Consider the following 20,007-nt stretch of genomic DNA (forward strand, 5'->3'; position numbering starts at 1 on the left):
CCTTTCGATGAAAGCGGCGGTTTAGCCTCAAACATTGACCAAGGCCAAGCCGCTTTCTATCTTTCCCGGCATGACCCTGCTTCCGGCCAAACCCCTGGATGAAAAACTGAGCGGCATCGCTGGCCTGGACCAGCGTAGCCGCGACATTTTCCGGCGTCTGGTCGACACGTACCTGGAGACGGGCGAACCCGTGGGCTCGCGCACCATTTCCAAGGTCCTGCCCACCTCGCTCTCGCCCGCCTCGGTGCGGAACGTCATGAGCGACCTGGAGGAGGCGGGCCTTGTCCATGCCCCGCACACCTCTGCAGGCCGCGTGCCAACGGAGGTGGGCCTGCGCTTCTTCGTGGACTCGCTTCTCGAAGTGGGGGCGATCAGTCCCTCCGAGAGGGCCTCCATCGATGCCCAGATCCGCGCCTCCAACCGCCAGCGCCGCACCGAAGACGTGCTGGGCGAGGCGACGACGCTGCTCTCGGGCCTGTCGCAATGCGCCGGCGTCGTGCTGGCGCCGAAGCTCAACACGCGGCTGAAGCACATCGAATTCGTCAACCTCGGCTCGGGCCGCGCCCTGGTGATTCTGGTGGGTGAGGATGGCACGGTGGAAAACCGCGTCGTGAATGTGCCCACGGGCCTGCCGGCCGCCGCCTTCATCCGCGCCACCAATTATCTCTCCAGCGTGGCGCAAGGGCGTTCGCTGGATGAGGTGCAGTTGCTGATTACGCAGGAGGTGCAGAATCTCCGCGCCGAACTGGACGAGCTTTCCGCCCGCCTCGTGCAGGATGGCCTCGCCGTCTGGGGCGGTGATGCGGCGAGCGACAACCGTTCGCTCATCGTGCGCGGACAGGCGAACCTCCTGGAGAACGCCAGCGCAGTCACCGACCTCGACCGCATGCGCCGCCTGTTCGACGACATCGAGAACAAGCGTGATCTGGCCGAACTTCTGGGCCTCGCCGAGAATGCCGATGGCGTGCGCATCTTCATCGGCTCTGAAAACCGGCTGTTCTCGCTGTCTGGTTCTTCGCTCGTGGCCGCCCCCTTGCGCAATGAACAGGAAAAGATCGTGGGCGTGCTCGGCATCATCGGGCCAACCCGTCTCAACTATGCCCGCATCATTCCCATGGTGGACTATACCGCCAAGGTGGTGGGACGCCTGATTTCCTGACGTGAAAGTCCACTGCCGGAGCTTCGGCGCGTGTTGCCGCCACGCGGCAGGCAAGCTCCTCTCTTGATTTTTGCGCTGCAAACCCCGATATGCGGCCAAATTCCACGACATTGCGGAAGACGACATGAACGACACTCCTTCTCAGGCCAACGGACAGGCCAGCGCCGATCTCGAAGCTGCGGCCGATGAACTTTTGGCCCGCGCCGAGGCTGATACGCTGCTGGAGCCGGAAGCCGATCCGCGCGATGCGGAAATCGTGGCGCTGAAGGAAGAAGTGGCTGCAGGCAAGGACCGCCTGCTGCGCTTTGCCGCTGAATCCGAGAACACAAAGAAGCGTCTCGAGCGCGAGAAGGCTGAGGCAACCCTTTATGCCGCCTCGAACTTCGCCCGCGACCTGCTGTCCGTTGCCGATACCCTGGGCCGCGCCCTGGCCACCGTGGCGCCGGACGACCGCCTCGGCATGGACGACAAGACCCAGCGCTTCCTCGAAGGCATCGAGTTGACCGAGCGCGAATTGCTCTCGGTGTTCCAGCGCCACAACATCCGCAAGCTGGAAACAGTGGGCGCCAAGTTCGACCCCAACTTCCACCAGGCCATGTTCGAAGTACCGACGGCTGAAAAGCCGCCGGGCACGGTCATGCAGGAAGTCCAGGCGGGCTATGCCGTGGGCGAACGCTGCCTGCGTCCCGCCCTCGTCGGCGTGGCCAAGGCCTCCTGAAGGGCACTTCTCCGTTATCCCTTTTTCCTGTTGAGAACCTGATGAACCCCGCTGGACAGGTGTGCGCTGCCGGCCCGAACACTGTTGCGGGGGCCAAAAATCCACATCAGGGGAATGACCATGGCTGATTACACGCTCGAGATCTACAAGGACAAGAAGGGCGAATTCCGCTGGCGCCGCACCGCCTCCAACGGCGAAATCGTCGGCGCCTCGTCGGAAAGCTACGCCGCCAGGAAGGATTGCGAGGCCAACGCCAACCGCAACACCGCCAATGACAAGTGGGAATTCTACAAGGACAAGGCCGGCAAGAGCCGCTGGCGCTGCTTCTCCACGGCAAACGGCAAGCAGGTCGGCAAGTCGACGGAGGCCTTCTCCTCTCCCGCCAACGCCAAGAACAACGCGAAGATGAACGGCTGGAAGGGCTGAGGCCCCCGCGGCCCGTTTCGCATCAGCTTCACAACTCAATCATCATGGCCCGCCCCACGCGGGCCATTTTGCGATTGTCAAGCTGGAGTCATGCGCTGGCCCCGGCATCAAAGGTCAATGTACGGATCACTTCCTTCGCCGCCGGGTCCATGGGATTGCCGTAGACCTGATAGATCTCCGCACCGTGCGTCCAGCGTTCCGCCCGCAACACCGGGGTTACGGCATCGAGCAGCGCATCGGCGCTGGGACCGAGGAAATAGAGGCACAGGAGCGAGTCATCGCCGATCATCTCAGACTCATCGAAACGCCCCGCGCCTGACGCGTTGACGGCTTGCGTCAGGGCTTTCACCAGCGCCGCCGCTGCCTCATCGGTGGGTGCGGCCACGGGCGTGGTGATGCGGAGTTCATGGTCACTGTCCGGTGGGGCACCGGTGCGCTGCACCCATGCCCTGAGTTTCTCCAGGATATTCATCTCGCCGTACCGTTGCCCTAGCGCTCCAGCACCAGCAAATCGAAATCGGATTCGAGGACCGGCTTGGGGAACTGCAGCACCAGCCTGTCCTTGCCAAGGCGTTCTACCACCGCCACCTGGTTCTCCTCGGCCTTCTCGCCATACTTGCGTGGGGGTTCATCCCAGATATGCCCCGCCCCGAGATAGATCATGCGCGTGGCGGAGTCCGTATAGAACCGTCCTTGCGTACGCTGTGATCCAGAAACCTTTTTCAGGAACCAGCCCGCGCCATCATCGCTGATGACGCATTTGAACGGCTGATAGACCACGAGCGGCAAGCCGCCACCCAACTTGATGGTGCGGCACGTCCATTTGCCCGTGGCATCAAAGCCGTCTTCGGTCTTGAGCGGCGTGCCGGCCAGTGCCGCATCGAGAACCTTCACATCCGCAGGCGCACCCTTGGCCCGCGCCTCGGCAAGTGTCGCGGCCTTGACCTGATCGAATTGGGCAAGCCGCGCCGTGTCATCAACCGTGATGATCGTGGGCAGCACGCCATCGGCGTGAGCCGCGACGGTGAGGCAGGAAATCAGGACGACGATGCCGGCAAGACGCATGACGATCTCCAAACAGAACAGGACGTTCAGTGTGCAGGATTGGTTCCTCGCGCGCAATCATTCCGGCGGCGTCACCCTTCTCAGTGTCAGATTGATCCGCCCGCGATCTTTCAGCAGCGTTGACGTGCCGGGGTAGACGCGGTCGATGCCGTGGTAGGCGAGGCGGGCCGGTCCGCCGAAAGTGAGGACATCGCCTGATTCCAGCTTCACCGATTGCGTCTTGCCGCCCCGCTCCGTTCCACCAATGCGGAAGAGGGCGGTGTCGCCCAGCGACACGGAAACCACCGGGGCGGAGAGGTCTTGCTCGTCACGGTCCTGGTGCAGGCCCATCTTTGCGGTGTCCGCATAGAAATTGACGAGGCAGGCTTGCGGCGGGTGGGGGTGGTCCGCCACCTCCGCCCACAGGTCCAGCAGCATCTGCGGAATGGGAGGCCAGGGCGCACCCGTCACCGGATGGGCGGATTGGTAGCGGTAGCCACGGGCGCGGTCGGAAACCCAGCCCAGAGACCCCATATTGGTCATGCGCACGCTGAAGGGCTTGCCCGTCTTGGGCATCTCTGGCGTGAACAGCGGCGCCTCCGCCACCGACGCCCGCAGGAGGGCGAGGAGGGATTCCTGTTCCGCCCGGTCAAAGCGGCCCGGCCAGATGGTGACACCCGGTCGCAGTCCATGGCGTGAATGCAGCTGCCTTTCCGTCATCACGAATCCTTGATAGGCCGGGAACCCCTCACTATATACGCCCCGAACGCCGGAAAGAGGCGGGAAAACCCCGCGGATTTTTCGGAGATTTAGGTATCGGAGGCGGCACCGGACGGAGGCTCCAAGGAGCAGTCCACAGCCGCCTGCCACAGGAGGACTGAAATGGCTAAAGTGATCGGCATCGACCTCGGCACCACGAACTCGTGCGTTGCCGTCATGGAAGGCAAGAACCCGAAGGTGATCGAGAACGCGGAAGGTGCGCGCACCACGCCATCGATCGTCGCCTTCACGGCGGACGGCGAAAATCTGGTGGGGCAGCCCGCCAAGCGCCAGGGTGTCACCAACCCGGAAAACACCTTTTTCGCCATCAAGCGCCTGATCGGCCGCCGCATGGAAGACCCCATGGTGGCCAAGGACAAGAAGCTCGTCCCCTACAACATCGTCAAGGCCGACAACGGCGACGCATGGGTCGAGAGCCGGGGCCAGAAGTTCGCGCCCTCGCAGATCTCGGCCTACACCCTCACCAAGATGAAGGAAACGGCGGAACGCTATCTCGGCGAACCCGTGACCCAGGCCGTCATCACCGTTCCGGCCTACTTCAACGACTCGCAGCGCCAGGCCACCAAGGATGCCGGCAAGATCGCCGGCCTCGAAGTGCTGCGCATCATCAACGAACCGACGGCGGCGGCGCTGGCCTACGGCCTCGACAAGAAGCAGGCAGGCACCATCGCGGTCTATGACCTTGGCGGCGGCACCTTCGATATTTCCATTCTCGAAATCGGCGACGGCGTCTTCGAAGTGAAGTCGACCAACGGCGACACCTTCCTCGGCGGTGAAGACTTCGACATGCGCATCGTCGATTACCTCGCCGACGAGTTCAAGAAGGAACAGGCGATCGACCTCCGCAAGGACAAGCTCGCCCTGCAGCGCCTGCGTGAAGCCGCTGAAAAGGCCAAGGTCGAACTCTCCTCGTCCATGCAGACGGAAGTGAACCTGCCGTTCATCACGGCGGACGCCTCCGGCCCCAAGCATCTTGCCCTCAAGCTGACGCGCGCCAAGCTCGAAGCCCTTGTGGATGACCTCATCCAGAAGACGGTTGAGCCGTGCCGCCAGGCCTTGAAGGACGCGGGCGTCACCGCCGGCCAGATCGATGAAGTGGTGCTGGTGGGCGGCATGACCCGCATGCCCAAGGTCATCGAAGTGGTGAAGCAGTTCTTCGGCAAGGAGCCCCACAAGGGCGTGAACCCGGACGAAGTCGTGGCCATCGGTGCCGCGATCCAGGGCGGTGTTCTCAAGGGTGAAGTGAAGGACGTTCTCCTTCTCGACGTGACCCCGCTGTCGCTCGGCATCGAAACGCTGGGTGGCGTGTTCACGCGCCTCATCGACCGCAACACCACGATCCCCACCAAGAAGAGCCAGGTGTTCTCGACCGCTGACGACAACCAGACGGCCGTGACCATCCGCGTCTTCCAGGGCGAGCGTGAAATGGCTGCCGACAACAAGATGCTGGGACAGTTCGACCTCATGGGCATTCCCATGGCGCCGCGCGGCATCCCGCAGATTGAAGTCACCTTCGACATCGACGCCAACGGCATCGTGAACGTGTCCGCCAAGGACAAGGCCACGAACAAGGAGCAGCAGATCCGCATCCAGGCCTCGGGCGGCCTGTCCGACGCCGAGATCGAAAAGATGGTGAAGGACGCCGAAGCCAACGCCGGCGAAGACAAGAAGCGCAAGGATCTGGTGGAAGCCAAGAACCAGGCCGAAGGCCTCATCCACTCGACCACGCGCCAGCTTGCCGAAATGGGCGAGAAGGTGTCCGAAGCCGACAAGTCTGCGGCCGAGAGCGCCATGGCCGACGTGAAGGCAGCGATCGAGGCGGGCGATGCCGCCGAGATCACCGCCAAGACCACGGCGCTGGCGCAGGCTGCGATGAAGCTCGGCGAAGCCATGTACAAGCAGGCAGGCGGTGCCTCAAGCGCCGACGCTGGCGCCGGTGACGGTGGCGGGTCGCCTGACGATGACGTGCTCGACGCCGACTTCGAGGAAGTCCGGGACGACGACAAGAAGTAAGGTCGCGGTCTTGCGCAACCTCACACCACACACACTCTCCATGGCCGGGCTTGACCCGGCCATCCAGACTGGTCACATCTGAAACGGGTGACCGGCGCAAGGCCGGTCATGGCGAGAATTGGGGTGATCGGAACCCCTGGGTAACGGAACCTGTAACACCACCATGGCCAAGCGCGACTACTATGAAATACTGGGCGTCCAGAAGGGTGCCGATGAAAAGGCGTTGAAAAGCGCCTTTCGCAATCAGGCCAAGAAGTTTCATCCCGACGCCAATCCCGGAAACAAGGAGGCCGAGGCCAAGTTCAAGGAATTGAACGAAGCCTATGATGTCCTCAAGGATCCGCAGAAGAAGGCCGCCTACGACCGCTTTGGCCACCAGGCCTTCGAGAATGGCATGGGCGGCGGACGCGGCCCCGGACCGGGCGGCGCGGGCTTCGGCCCCGACTTTTCCTCCTCCATGTCCGACATCTTCGAAGACCTCTTCGGAGATTTCATGGGTGGCGGTGGCGGTGGCCGTGGACGCCAGCAGCGCGGACGCGGTGCCGGCGGCGCCCAGCGCGGCTCCGACCTCCGCTACAATCTCGAGATCAATCTGACGGAAGCCTTCACCGGCAAGACCGCGCAGGTGCGCGTGCCGTCGTCAGTCACATGCGACAACTGCAAGGGCTCCGGCGCCAAGCCCGGCACGGCCCCGAAACAGTGCACCACCTGCGCCGGCGCCGGCGTGGTGCGCTCGCAGTCCGGCTTCTTCACGGTGGAACGGGCCTGCCCTACCTGCCAGGGCCGTGGCCAGGTGATCAGCGATCCCTGCAACGTCTGCGGTGGCCAGGGCCGCGTCACCAAGGAGCGCACCCTTTCCGTCAACATTCCCGTGGGCGTGGAAGATGGCACGCGCATCCGCCTTGCAGGCGAAGGCGAAGCGGGCCTGCGCGGCGGGCCCTCCGGTGATCTTTACATTTTCCTTTCCGTGCGCCCGCACGAGTTCTTCCAGCGCGACGGTGCCGACCTCTATTGCAAGGTGCCGATTTCCATGGCGACGGCCGCATTGGGCGGCGAAATCGAAGTGCCCACCATCGACGGCAAGAAGGCGCGCGTGAACGTTCCCGAAGGGGCCCAGAACGGCAAGCAGTTCCGCCTCAAGGGCAAGGGCATGCCGGTGCTGCGCTCCTCTCAGGCGGGCGACATGTATATCCAGGTGGCGGTGGAAACACCCGTCAACCTGACCCGCCGCCAGCGTGAACTGCTGAAGGAGTTCGACACCGAGGCGCGCAACAACTCGCCCGAGTCGGAAGGCTTCTTCGCCAAGGCCAAGGCCTTCTGGGATGGATTTGGCGGGTGAACAGCCCCCACATCCTCACCCGCCGGATCGCCATTGCTGCGCTCATCATTCTTGCTGCGGCAGCACTTGGCACCTACGCCCTGATGTCGCGGCCCCATGGTCCGGTATCCACGGGTGAAGCGCTGGTGGGTGGTCCCTTTACCTTGATGAACCACAAGGGCGAGACCGTGACCGAGAAGAGCTTCGCCGGAAAGCCCATGCTGCTCTTTTTCGGCTACACCTACTGTCCGGACGTCTGCCCCACGGAATTACAGGTGATGGCGGAGGCGCTGAAACAGTTGGGCGACAAGGGCAAGGATATCGAGCCCATCCTCGTCAGCATTGATCCCGCCCGCGATACCCCTGAGGTGCTCGCCTCGTATGTCAGCAATTTCGGCGACCAGTTCGTGGGCCTCACCGGCACGCCCGAGCAGGTCAAGGTGATCGCCGATGCCTATCGCGTCTTCTACGCCAAGGTCGAGAACAAGGACGATCCCACGGGCTACCTGATGGACCACTCCTCCATCATCTACCTCATGGGCGCAGACGGGAAGTTCCTGAAACACTTCACCTATTCCACCGATGCCAAGGCCCTGGCGGACGGTATAGCGGCGGCCTTGGGGCGGTAACCCCCGTCTCGGGCAGCGCTGCGTCCCGGCCAGAACCGCCCCCTCCCATGGTCCAATTCGCTGCGCCATTGAGAAATGTTGCATAAAGAGCTATATTGCGGTGCATCATAGGCAGCAGGGCGCAGGGTTTTGGGGGCGCCCCAACACGGGCGACCACAAAATGCTCTACCATTTCTATGAGATGAACCACGCTGCCGTGGCACCTTGGCGGACCGCCGTGGAGGCGGGCATGGCCTATTGGGACAGCACCGCCAATCCTTTTGCGCAGACCCCTTTCGGCCGATCGGCTGCCGCTTCGCTCCACCTCTTCGAGCGCATGACGCGCCGCTACGGCAAGCCGGAATTCGGCATCCATGAAACCTTCGTGGGCAACCGCCAGGTCGCGATCCATCAGGACGTGATCTGGCAAATGCCCTTCTGCAACCTCCTCCATTTCCGCAAGGAAGATGGCCGCCTGGGAAAAAACCAGCAGAAGGTACTGATTGTGGCCCCCATGTCGGGCCATTACGCCACGCTGCTGCGCAACACCGTGGAAGCGATGCTGCCCAGCCATGATGTTTACATCACCGACTGGGCGGATGCGCGCAATGTGCCGCTGGCGCAAGGCAGCTTCGACCTCGACGACTATACCGACTACGTCATCAACATGCTGCATCACCTCGGCGAACGCGCCCATGTGATGGCGGTGTGCCAGCCCTCGGTGCCCGTGATGGCCGCCGTCTCGCTGATGAGCGAGCGCGATGATCCGCTGGTGCCCAAGACCATGATCCTCATGGGCGGCCCCATCGACACGCGCTGCAACCCGACCGGCGTCAACAAGCTGGCCGAAAACAAGGGCGTGGACTGGTTCCGCAACAACGTGATCATGACCGTGCCCTTCCCGCTGCCGGGCATGGGCCGCATGGTCTATCCGGGCTTCCTGCAGCTCACCGGCTTCATGACCATGAACCTCGACCGCCACATGACGGCGCATCGCGAGCTGTTCTGGCACCTGGTCGAAGGCGACGGTGACAGCGTCGACAAGCACCAGGATTTCTATGACGAATACATGTCGGTCATGGATCTCGACGCCGATTTCTACCTGCAGACGGTGGAGCGCGTCTTCATCCACCACGACCTGCCGTCCGGCACCTATGCCTACCGCGGCCACACCATCGCGCCGCAGAAGATCAAGCGCACCGCGCTGCTGACGGTCGAGGGCGAGAAAGACGATATTTCGGGCGTCGGCCAGACCCATGCCGCACACACGATCCTCGCAGGCCTGCCGGCGGAGATGAAGCATCATCATCTCCAGCTGGGTGTGGGGCACTACGGCGTGTTCTCGGGTTCACGATTCCGCAAGGATGTGGTACCGGTGATTTCCGACGTGATTGCCCGCCACAAGGATTGACGCCGATGCGCCTCTTGCGCGCATTCACCCAACGCAAGACTTCACCGCTGCCCCCGCCCGTCACGGAAATGATGCTGGTGGCCGACCAGCAGGTGCAGCTCACCTTCAAGCGCCACGCCTCCGCCCGCCGCTTCACCTTGCGCCTGATGCGCGATGGAGCGGGCTTTGCCATGACCATGCCGCGCCGCGCCAGCATGGCCGATGCGCGCGCCTTCGCCCTCAAGTCGGAAAGCTGGATGCTCAGGGTTCTCGCGAGACGCGTGCCCAAGGTCGATGTGGCCCCCGGTGCCGTCATCATGCTGCGCGGCGTCGAACACGTGATTGCCGCCACCGGCAAGGCCCGTGGACAGGTGATTCACGATGCCGGGGAACGCATCCTTCATGTGCCCGGCGCCCCGCAACATCTGAGGCGCCGCCTTCTGGACTGGCTGAAAGCCGAAGCGGCCCACGATCTTGACGTCGCCTCCACCAAATACGCTGCCGCCATGGCGGCGCGATTCCGCAAGATCAATATCCGCGACCAGAAGAGCAGGTGGGGCTCGTGCTCAACCGATGGTGTGCTCAACTATTCGTGGAGACTCGTGCTGGCACCACCTTATGTGCTGGACTATGTCGCCGCCCATGAGGTGGCCCACCTGCGTGAGATGAACCATTCCACGCGCTTCTGGCGGCTGGTCCTCAGCCATTGTCCCGGAAGCCGCAGCGCCAAAACCTGGCTGAAGCTGCACGGTACGCGACTGCACGCCCTGGGCTGACCCGCCGTAAACGGTACAAGTGCTTAATAGCGTGGCCCTTTTTGGCACAACCTTAACGCATCATTAACCAGCAAAACCTAAGCCTGAGCGTACTCCTGTTGCGCAGCCTTGTGCTGTCGCGCGTCCAGGAAAGATCGGGGCACTTGCATACTCAGGGTTCATCACCCTGTCCGCACTTCTCCATCAAATGTTTGTTTTTGCGTGAGTTTTTTGGAGAAACTCAGGTTTGACGCGCAGTCAAAATATGAAGGCTGGTCTTCGCTCCGGAACCCTCGCGGGTTGTGGTGGCGGAGAATCACGTCCGCAAAGTGGGGCAAGCTCGACAGCTGGGAGGCCTGCGACCCGCCTTGTGAAGACTGCAGTAACAGCAACCCTCTTTCGGGAGGCGCTGTGGCCGCCGGTTGCGCGGCTGCGAACCGGAGTGCGCTCCAATTGTGTTCAACCCAGCCCATCAAAACCAAGAAACGTGTTTTGCAACTCTCGACGGAGAATTGATATGGACGTCTACAACCTGCCGCGCCAGTCCGCGCGGTCTTGGCCGGGCCCGCAGTTGCGGACCAGGCTCTGGGGATCGGTGGCAGTCGCCGCCGCCCTCGCAGTGACGCAGGCCTCACCGGCCTTCGCCACCATCGACAACACCGCTACGGCGAACGGCACGGGTCCTTCGGGCCCCATGACGCCGGTCACTGACTCGGTAAGTGTTGACGTGATCGATGCCGCTCCCGCCACCACCGTCGCCAAGTCCTGGGCTTTCGCAAGCCCCGGCGGCGACGTGAATGGCGACGGCAACGTCGATCCCGGCGACGCTGTCGTCTACACCTACACCGTCACCAACTCGGGCAACGTCACGCTGCAAGACGTGTCGCTGACCGACGCCCATGACGGTGTGAACGGCGCGCTTGTCTTCACCAAGCCGACGGTCGTCACGACCGACGGCACGGTGGCGGGCGACGTGACGGGCACCACCGGTGATTCCAGCAACGTCGATTGGACCGACAATGACTGGGACGTGCTGGGCCCGGGTGACGTCATCACCTACACGTCGGCCTATACGGTCGGCGCGGGTGACTTCACCTCCGGCACATCGAGCGATGGCGACATCGACAACACCGCAACGGTGGCGTCGCTGTACAATGGCTCGCCGGTCACGGCTTCGACGGGCAGCACTTTCGTGCCGCTCGACAACACGCCGCGCTTCACCCTCGACAAGGTGGCCGACGACACGACCGATCGTGCGATTGGCGATGTGGTGACATACACCTACACGCTGACCAACACGGGCAACGTGCCGATCACAGCGGTCACGGTGTCTGACGTGGAAAACGGTTCCGGTTCTCTGACCGGCCCGAACTTCGCGTCCTGGACCACGCAGAATGGCTCGTCGGTGACGGGGAACACGATCAACACCTTCAATCCGGGTTCGATCGCTGTCTACTCCTCGACCTACACCGTCACGCAGTCTGACGTGAACACGTTGCAGTAAGCGCAACCGGACGCGTCGATGACACAAAACGCCGCCACGCGGATGCCGGATGCAAGAGGACACAAGCGCAAGCTTGTGGGCCTCCTTGCGTCATGCGCATTCGCGTGGGGCCTCGTTTCTCCGGCCTCGGCGGCACTTGTGAACACCGCCACGGCCACGGGCTTCGCCAACGGCCAACCCATCTCGGCCAGCGACACCGTCAGCGTCGACCTGATCGACGCCAATCCCACGCTCACCGTCGTCAAGACCGCCACCGTCAACGATGGCGGCGATGGCACCGACGATCCGGGTGATACGATTTCATACAGCTTCACCGTCACCAACGGCGGCAACGTCACTCTCAACAACGTGGTGCTGACCGATCCCCGCGTCACCCTGTCTGCCGCAACCCTGACCGACAGCGGCGTGGGCGGCGACTCAAGCGACGGCATCCTCTCTGCCGGCTGGGATGTCCTCGGCCCCGGCGATACGCTGACCTACACCGCCACATACATTCTCCAGCCCGCCGACGTGGATGCAGGCCAGGTCGTGAACACCGCGACCGCCACGGCGACGACGGTTCCCGGCGCGCCCATCACCGGCACCGACACGGAAACGACGCTGCTCAACGTCGTCTCCTCCCTCTCCCTCGCCAAGGTCGCCACCATCAACGATGGCGGTGATGGCGTGGTGAACGCGGGCGACACGATTTCCTACGCCTTCACCGTGACCAACACCGGCACCGTGACGCAGAACAATGTCTCGGTGTCGGATCCGCTGCTGAACGTCGCCAGCCTGCCGGGCCGTGCCCAGGCCTTCCAGATGATGGCCGCTGCCGCGTCCGGCGCCGACATGATGACAACCGCCTCGACCTCCCAGCCATTCGACCCGGCGCAGGTGTTCGAGGGCGCGTCCATGCTTTATGCGCCGGTGGCGACCCGTACGGCGGCCGCCTACACGCCGGCCCGCGACGTGCCGCAGCTGGCCGTGTCGCTCCATGCCGAACGCAAGCTCGTGATGCTCTCCGGCGATCCGGGTGCGCCAAAGGCGGGCGATCTGCTCGGCATCTACTTCGAACTCATCAACACGGGCGAGGGACCGCTCACCGCCATCACCGTCGACCAGACCGGCGCCGAAGCCTTCGGCAGCGCCCTCGACATTCTGCCGGCCAACAGCAAGGACGCGGCCTCCATCATCTTCTCGCGCACCCTGACCGACGACGACATCACCGCCGGCCAGATCAGCGCACCTGCCACTGTCCGGGCCCATGCCCGCGGCCGGAGTGCAACCCTCGCACTAACGGAAGACATGCCGCTCGCTGCCATCTCCGGCATGGAAGAACTGGCGACAGCCACGATCACGCCCGCCAATTTCCCCAGCCTCGCGCCGGGTGCCTCCACGGCCTTCAATGCAACGCTGGTGCTGAGCCAGGCGGACATTGATGCGGGAGTCGTCAACAACTCCGCCATCGCCACGGGCACCGATCCCTTCAACGCGACAATCACCGCGCCCGGCAGCGCTTCGACACCCATTCCGGCCGTGCCGGCCATCGCCATTGTCAAGCAGGGCACTGTTGATCCGGGTGCCGATGGCGTGGCCAACGCCGGTGACGTCGTCACCTATGCCTTCGCCATCCACAACACCGGCAACGTGACGCTATCCAACATTACCCTCGATGATCCGGTGCCGGGCCTTACGCTCGCTCCTGCCACACTGGCTTCGCTGGCACCGGGTGCGGTCGACTCCACCACCTTCACGGCCACCTATCCCTTGCAGCAGGCTGACCTCGACGCCGGTCACGCCGACAACCAGGCGAAGGTGACGGGCACGGTTCCCGTGGGCGGCGGCACCGTCTCCGACTTCTCCGACGACAACAGCGAGACGGAAGACCAGGTGACGGTTGTTCCGTTGACGGCGGCACCGAAGATCGCGCTGCTCAAGACGCTCGACACCTCCACCTATCCCACCGCCGTGGAAGACGTGAACGGCAACGGCCTCAATGATGCGGGCGACCGCGTGCACTACGCCTTTGAGGTCCACAACGTCGGCAACGTCACCCTGAACAACGTCTATGTCCAGGATCGCAATCCCTCGATCATCACCACGCCGCTGCCGCCCACGGGCATCTCGCTGGCCCCGGGTGCGTCCGACACCGCAAGTTTCGCCGCAATCTACACCCTGACCCAGGCCGATGTGGACGCGGGCCATTTCAACAACACCGCCGACACCTATGGCACCGATCCCAACGGCACCATCGTGCAGGATGAATCCGACCCCGGCGTGCTCACGCAGAACGCGCCGACCGTACTCGACATTCCCGCCCAGCCCGCTGTCTCCCTGCTGAAGACCGTCCAGAGCATCGACGACGTCAACAGCAACGGCATCAACGACACCAACGACGTGATCCACTATGCCTTCACGGTCATCAATACAGGCAACGTTACGCTGACCGGGATCAACGTCTCCGATCCCAACGCCTCCATGGCGGGTGGCTCGCTGGCGCAGCTCGATCCCGGCCTGTTCAACAACACGACCTTCACCGCAACGCACGTCATCAACGCGGGCGACATGCTGGCCGGACGCGTGACCAACCAGGCCACCGCCACCGCCAACACGCCGTCGAGCGGCCCCGTGACCGATCTCTCCGACACCAACGATCCTGACGAGAACGACGCCACGGTGACACCGACCGTCGTCCAGCCGGCCATTGCCGTCATCAAGCAAGTCACCGGCATCACCAACACCAACGGCAACGCCATGGTGGATGCAGGCGACACCATCGAGTACCGCTTCACCGTGAAGAACACGGGCAACATCCCCGTGACCAATGTCACCCTCGATGATGCCCTGGCTGGCGTGACGGTGCTGGGAGGACCCATCGCCCAGATGGACGCGGGCGACACCGACACCACGACCTTTACGGCAAGCTATGTCATCACACCGGCTGACGTGACAGCGGGCCAGGTGGCGAACAGTGCCACCGTCCGCGGCACCGCCGCCAACGGCACCAACCTCTCCGACGTCTCGGATGAATCCGACTTCACCGATGATGACTGGACGATCACCTACATCGCCAACGCCCCCGCCATCGGCCTGGTCAAGACCGTCTCTTCGATCACTGACGTCAACAGCAACGGCATGAATGACGCCGGAGACATCATCAGCTACGCCTTCAACGTGGTGAACATGGGCAACGTGGCCCTCACCAATGTGCGGGTTGACGATGCCAACGCCACCATTGCCGGCGGCCCGATCGCAACATTGCCCATCGGTGCCACGAACAGCACCACCTTCACGGGCCAGCACGTCATCACCGCCAATGACGTGAACGTTGGCGGCGTCAGCAACCAGGCGCGCGTGACCGCGACCGGCCCTGCAGGCGACATCACCGACCTGTCGGATGAATCCGACCTCACCGACAACGACCCGACCTTCACCTCGCTCACCCAGGTGCCGCGCCTGGCCTTGATCAAGACCGTGTCTCAACTGGAAGACGTCAATGGCAACGCGCTGGTCGATGCGGGCGACGTCATTCACTACGGCTTTGCTGTCCACAACATCGGCAACGTCACCCTCACGAACATCGCTGTGACAGATGGCAACGCCACGATGGCGGGCGGTCCGCTGGCGGCGCTTGCAGCCGGTGCGGTGGACTCCACCACCTTCACCGCAACCCACATCGTGACGCTGGCCGACCAGGACGTCGAGCAGGTCGTCAACCAGGCGCAAGCGACGGGCAACGATCCATCTGACAACCCGGTGGCTGATCTGTCCGATCCGTCCGATGTCATGGGCAATGCCAATACAGTGACGGCCGTTTCCGCGCCGCCACCCGCCTTCACCAAGACGGTGGCCAAGTCGGAAATCTATCGCGGCGAGCGCGTGCAATACACGATCACGGCCAACAACGTGCGGAACGGCCCCTACGACATCGCCGACGTGATGCCGCCCGGCTTCACCTATGTGAGCGGCACCGCGACCGTGAACGGCGTCGCCACGGCTCCGGTGGCGGCGGGCAATGTCCTCACCTTCGCCGGCCTGATGCCTGATCCGGTCAGCGACAGCATCATCATCAAGCTCTATCTCACGGCACCGGCGCAGTTGAACACGGGCACCTATATCAACCGCGCCCGCTTCATCGACCCCGCCACCAGTGGCGTTCTCGCCACGGCCCAGGTCGGCGTGACGATCAAGGAAGAGCATGTCTTCGACTGCGGCGACATCATCGGCCGCGTCTTCGACGACCTCAACGCCAACGGTTATCCGGATGACGGCGAGCCGGGCCTGCCGGGCGTGCGCGTGGTCACGGTCAAGGGTCTCCTCGTCACCACCGACAAGCATGGCCGCTTCCACGTGCCCTGCGCCGACGTGCCCAATGCGGCCATCGGTTCCAACTTCCTCATGAAGCTGGATCCGCGCACACTGCCCGTGGGCTATCGCCTGACCACGGAAAACCCGCGCGACGTGCGCCTGACGCGCGGCAAGATGACCAAGCTCAATTTCGGTGCGGCCCGCAACCGCGACCTCGAACTCGAACTCCGGCGCGATGCCTTCGTGGGCACGGGCGTGGACCTGAAGGATGAGTGGCTCACCGGCGTGGACCGCCTCGTTGGCCTTCTTGAACAGGGCCGCGGCGAGCTTTCGATTGTCTATCGCTGCGGTGAGGAAAACCCGGTCGCCGAAGACCGCGTGCTGGTGGTGAAGGATCTCGTCGCGCAGCGTTGGCAGCAGACGGGCCATCGCAAGCCATTGAAGATCAGCACGCGTGTGGAGTGCGGCAAATGATGAAGCGCCTCATTCTCCGTGCCGCCTCCGCTGCAAGCCTCCTCGCCATCACGCTGGCAAGCGGCGTTCAGGCGCAGGATGCCACCCTGCCGTTCCAGATCAAGGTGGACGGCAAGGTAGTGGCGGGTGAGACATTGCCGGCATTGCCCGACGCGGATGCCGTGCAGGTGGACGTGAAGTTCGATGGCCTCGGTGTGCGCCCCATGCTGAACGTCTCGACGGTGCCCATGCGCGCCTCGTTCAAGGCAGGCGACGAGATCGAGTTCCTCGGTTCGCTCAACTATGCCGCTTGGGTGGAACGCGGCGAGGTCCGCATCTTCAAGCGTGGCGACAATTCCCAGAACGGCATGGTGAGCATATTGCCGCTCTCCAACCTCGCGACCGCCGACTGGGTGATGCCTGCGGACGGTCCGGAAGACATGGAATATGTCGTGCGCGTCTATGACGAGGAAGGCCGCTTCGACGAAACCGAACCGCTGCCGCTCTCGCGCACCACCCTCGACCTGCCCACCCACGACTTCGGTCTGAAGGCAGCCGCACCGGGCTATTCCGAAGACCGCACGGCAATCCGCAACATTGATGTGCATGGCGGCGCCATCACCGTCTATGGCCGCAACGTGCCGGCGGGCCACGACGTCTACGTCATGGGTGAACCCGTGCCCGTGGATGGCGATGGCAGCTTCGTCGTCGAGCGCATCCTGCCGCAGGGTTCCCACGCGGTGAACGTCAAGGTGGAAGACGGCGGCGAGGGCCTCGACTTCACCCGCGACGTCACCATTCCGGAGAACGAATGGTTCTACGTCGGCCTCGCCGACTTCACCGCCGGCCGCAATTTCAACAAGCACGTGGAAGCGCTTCGTCCTGGCGAATTCAGCGATGACGTCTACACGCGTGGCCGTCTCGCCTTCTATCTCAAGGGCAAGATCCAGGGCCGCTACATCCTCACCGCCGCCGCCGATACGGGCGAGCAGAAGCTCAAGTCCATCTTCAAGGGCCTGGACGACAAGGACCCGCGCACCTTCCTGAAGCGCCTCGACCCCGACGATTATTATCCCGTCTACGGCGACGACTCCGAGGCCATCGAGGACGCGCCCACCAAGGGCAAGTTCTACGTCCGCCTCGACCGCGGCCCGAGCCATGTGATGTGGGGCAACTTCAAGTCCAACATCACCGGCACCACCTTCCTGCGCCATCAGCGCGCCCTGTATGGTGCGCAAGGCGTCTACAAGTCCGGGACAGCCGCTCCCGATGGCGGTGCCCGCACCAATGTCGAAATCCATGCCGCCATGCCCGGCACCGTGCCGCAGCGCGACGTGTTCCGGGGCACCGGCGGTTCGGCCTATTTCATCAAGCACCAGGACGTGACGCCGGGTTCGGAAACCGTGACCATCGAGGTCCGCAACACGGTCACGGGCTGGGTGGTGGAGCGCCGCACGCTCACCTACGGCACCGACTATGAGTTCGACTACGTGCAGGGCGTGGTGATCCTGCGCAACCCGCTGCCCTCCACCAGTGGCGTGGGCACGGAGAACTATCTCGTGGCCAGCTACGAATTCACACCCGCCGCCCGCGATGTGAACGGTTACGTCACCGGTGGCCGCGCCCAGCAATGGGTGGGTGATCACATCCGCGTCGGCGTTACCGGCCTCAAGGAAAACACCGAAGGCGCTGACCAGCTGCTTTACGGTGCCGACGTTCACGTACAGCACTCGGAAGGCACCTGGCTCGAAGGCGAAGTGGCCCGCTCGGAAGGCCCCGGCTTCGGCTCTTCCTATTCTGCTGATGGCGGCCTCACCATTCAGGACAATGCCTCCTCGGGCGTGCCCAACAAGACAGCGGAAGCCTGGCGCGTCGAAGGCCGCGTGGCGCTGGAAGACATCACCTCGTCCGCCAAGGGTCATGTGGGTGCGCGCTACGAGCATCACGGCAAGGGCTTCTCCTCCCTCGAGGTCGACGCCAAGGACACGAAGCGCCTGATGGGCGCGGATGCGGACTTCGAAGTCACGGATTCGGTTACGGCAGCTGCAACATTCAGCGACGAGAAGGTGGGCGATGGCACGCACACCTCGGAAGTGCTGGCCAAGATCGGCGTCAAGACCGGCGAACACGTGACCGTGCAGCCCTACGGCGTCTACACGCGCAAGACCGGCAACAGCACGTCGACAGCCGAGCAGGGCCACCGCGCCGATGCCGGCATCAAGGTACTCTATGCCTGGAACGAAGATCAGGAAGCCTTCATCTTCGGGCAAGGCACGGCCACGCACACCGGCACCATGCACAAGGATCATCGCGCTGGCGCGGGCGGCACCTTCCGTCTCAGCGAAAAAGTGACAGCCGATGGCGAGGTCTCCTACGGCACGCAAGGCATCGGCGCCGATGCGCGCCTGACCTACGAACCGACGGCGGATGACAAATACTACATCGGCTACACCCTCGATCCCGACCGTGACCTTGCCGAGAACTGGCCCTTCCAGCTGGTGGGTGACGACATGGGCACGCTCGTCGCAGGCGCCCGCCACCGCTTCAATGACCAGTGGCTGATGTATTCCGAAGACAACTTCGATGCCTTTGGCGAACACCGTTCGCTCGCCCAGGTCTATGGCGTCACCTACACGCCCGACGCCGCCTGGAACATCACCGCCGGCACGGAAGTGGGGCAGGTCTTCGACAACACCATCGATCCGGCCACGCTGCTGAAGAATCCCGATTTCGACCGCGTCGCCCTGTCGCTCGCCGTCGCCTACAAGACGGACAACGGCCTCGAAGGCAAGGTCAAGGGCGAATACCGCATCGACGACAGCCAGGATGATACGCGCGACATGCAGGCCTATCTGCTGCAGGCCAGCGCCGGCGTGAAGATCGACGAGGACTGGCGCGCACTGGCAAGTTTCGATGGCGTGCTGACCGATGCCACCGATACGACCCGTGACGGCGACTACGCCGAGGGATCGCTGGGCTTTGCCTACCGTCCGGCCGAGGGCGACCGTCTCAACATGCTCGCCAAGTACACCTACCTCTACGACCTGCCCGGCAAGGACCAGGTGAGCGTGGATGGCACCACCTCGAGCCCGGCGCAGCGCTCGCACATCGCCTCGGTCGATGCGAGTTACGACGTGCTGCCGCAACTCACCCTGGGCGCCAAGTATGGCGTGCGCATCGGCGAGACCAAGGACCGCGCCGCCGGTTCCGGCTGGATCGACTCGCAGGTGCACCTCGGCATCGTTCGCGCCGACATGCATATCGTGAAGGAATGGGATGCCGTGCTGGAAGGCCGCCTGATGTGGTCGCCGACCACCGACCAGAAGGATTTCGGCGCCGTCGCCGCCCTGTACCGCCAGTTCGGCGACAACCTCAAGCTGGGCGTGGGCTGGAACTTCGGCCGCTTCAGCGATGACCTGCGCGATCTCACCCAGGATGACCACGGCATCTTCATGAACGTCATCGGCAAGTTCTGAGGCTTGTCCAGCACGCACACCGGCTTGCGCCGGAGCGGTGGTCATTGAATCTGGAGACTTGCGCGGCTGTGTG

The 20,007-nt window shown here is 63.6% G+C and carries 14 protein-coding genes; 11 read left to right on the top strand and 3 right to left on the bottom strand.

The genetic code is table 11. The features are described from left to right. Nucleotides 1–70: 70 nt before the first annotated feature. From hrcA to IPM06_08615, 3 genes are all read left to right on the top strand, one after another. Nucleotides 71–1,159 carry a heat-inducible transcriptional repressor HrcA gene (gene hrcA, locus IPM06_08605; GenBank protein ID MBK8770475.1) on the top strand — a complete coding sequence of 363 codons (1,089 nt, stop codon included), beginning with the start codon at nt 71–73 and terminating at the stop codon, nt 1,157–1,159. A gap of 124 nt (nt 1,160–1,283) precedes the next feature. After that, nucleotides 1,284–1,877: a nucleotide exchange factor GrpE gene (gene grpE, locus IPM06_08610; GenBank protein MBK8770476.1), complete on the top strand. Its 594-nt coding sequence runs from the start codon at nt 1,284–1,286 to the stop codon at nt 1,875–1,877. 120 nt (nt 1,878–1,997) lie between these two features. Further along, nucleotides 1,998–2,303, top strand: coding sequence for a DUF1508 domain-containing protein (locus IPM06_08615; GenBank protein ID MBK8770477.1), 306 nt, complete (start codon nt 1,998–2,000; stop codon nt 2,301–2,303). 88 nt (nt 2,304–2,391) lie between these two features. Here the strand turns inward: IPM06_08615 and IPM06_08620 are convergent, their stop codons facing one another. Genes IPM06_08620 through IPM06_08630 form a run of 3 tightly spaced genes read right to left on the bottom strand, consistent with a single transcriptional unit; the run spans nt 2,392 to nt 4,067 of the window. Next, nucleotides 2,392–2,775 carry a hypothetical protein gene (locus IPM06_08620; GenBank protein ID MBK8770478.1) on the bottom strand — a complete coding sequence of 128 codons (384 nt, stop codon included), beginning with the start codon at nt 2,773–2,775 and terminating at the stop codon, nt 2,392–2,394. A 17-nt stretch (nt 2,776–2,792) separates the two neighbouring features. Next, nucleotides 2,793–3,368 (bottom strand): DUF4893 domain-containing protein, encoded by a 576-nt coding sequence (locus tag IPM06_08625; GenBank protein ID MBK8770479.1) that lies wholly within the window; start codon nt 3,366–3,368, stop codon nt 2,793–2,795. A gap of 57 nt (nt 3,369–3,425) precedes the next feature. Further along, the gene (locus tag IPM06_08630; GenBank protein MBK8770480.1) at nt 3,426–4,067 is read right to left on the bottom strand and encodes an alpha-ketoglutarate-dependent dioxygenase AlkB; all 642 of its coding nucleotides are present in this window, start codon (nt 4,065–4,067) and stop codon (nt 3,426–3,428) included. Between the two features lie 162 nt (nt 4,068–4,229). On the opposite strand from IPM06_08630, the gene dnaK reads away from it, so the two are divergent. From dnaK to IPM06_08670, 8 genes are all read left to right on the top strand, one after another. Next, nucleotides 4,230–6,140, top strand: coding sequence for a molecular chaperone DnaK (gene dnaK / locus IPM06_08635; GenBank protein MBK8770481.1), 1,911 nt, complete (start codon nt 4,230–4,232; stop codon nt 6,138–6,140). A gap of 163 nt (nt 6,141–6,303) precedes the next feature. Then, nucleotides 6,304–7,479 (top strand): molecular chaperone DnaJ, encoded by a 1,176-nt coding sequence (gene dnaJ / locus IPM06_08640; protein ID MBK8770482.1) that lies wholly within the window; start codon nt 6,304–6,306, stop codon nt 7,477–7,479. 83 nt (nt 7,480–7,562) lie between these two features. Beyond that, nucleotides 7,563–8,087, top strand: a complete 525-nt coding sequence (locus IPM06_08645) for an SCO family protein (GenBank protein MBK8770483.1) — start codon at nt 7,563–7,565, stop codon at nt 8,085–8,087. A 160-nt stretch (nt 8,088–8,247) separates the two neighbouring features. Beyond that, complete coding sequence (locus tag IPM06_08650; GenBank protein ID MBK8770484.1) at nt 8,248–9,477, top strand: polyhydroxyalkanoate depolymerase; 1,230 nt, start codon at nt 8,248–8,250, stop codon at nt 9,475–9,477. A gap of 5 nt (nt 9,478–9,482) precedes the next feature. Then, entirely contained in the window at nt 9,483–10,232 is a 750-nt protein-coding gene (locus IPM06_08655; protein MBK8770485.1) for a M48 family metallopeptidase, read from the top strand. Nucleotides 10,233–10,728: 496 nt separating this feature from the next. Further along, entirely contained in the window at nt 10,729–11,715 is a 987-nt protein-coding gene (locus tag IPM06_08660) for a hypothetical protein (protein MBK8770486.1), read from the top strand. Nucleotides 11,716–11,733: 18 nt separating this feature from the next. After that, on the top strand, nt 11,734–16,479 hold the full coding sequence (locus tag IPM06_08665) for a DUF11 domain-containing protein (GenBank protein MBK8770487.1): 4,746 nt from the start codon (nt 11,734–11,736) through the stop codon (nt 16,477–16,479). Next, nucleotides 16,476–19,934: a TonB-dependent receptor gene (locus tag IPM06_08670; GenBank protein ID MBK8770488.1), complete on the top strand. Its 3,459-nt coding sequence runs from the start codon at nt 16,476–16,478 to the stop codon at nt 19,932–19,934. Before IPM06_08665 ends, IPM06_08670 begins: the two co-directional genes overlap by 4 nt. Nucleotides 19,935–20,007: the final 73 nt, after the last annotated feature.

It is taken from the genome of Hyphomicrobiales bacterium, assembly GCA_016710435.1.
Taxonomy (GTDB): Bacteria; Pseudomonadota; Alphaproteobacteria; order Rhizobiales; family Aestuariivirgaceae; genus Aestuariivirga.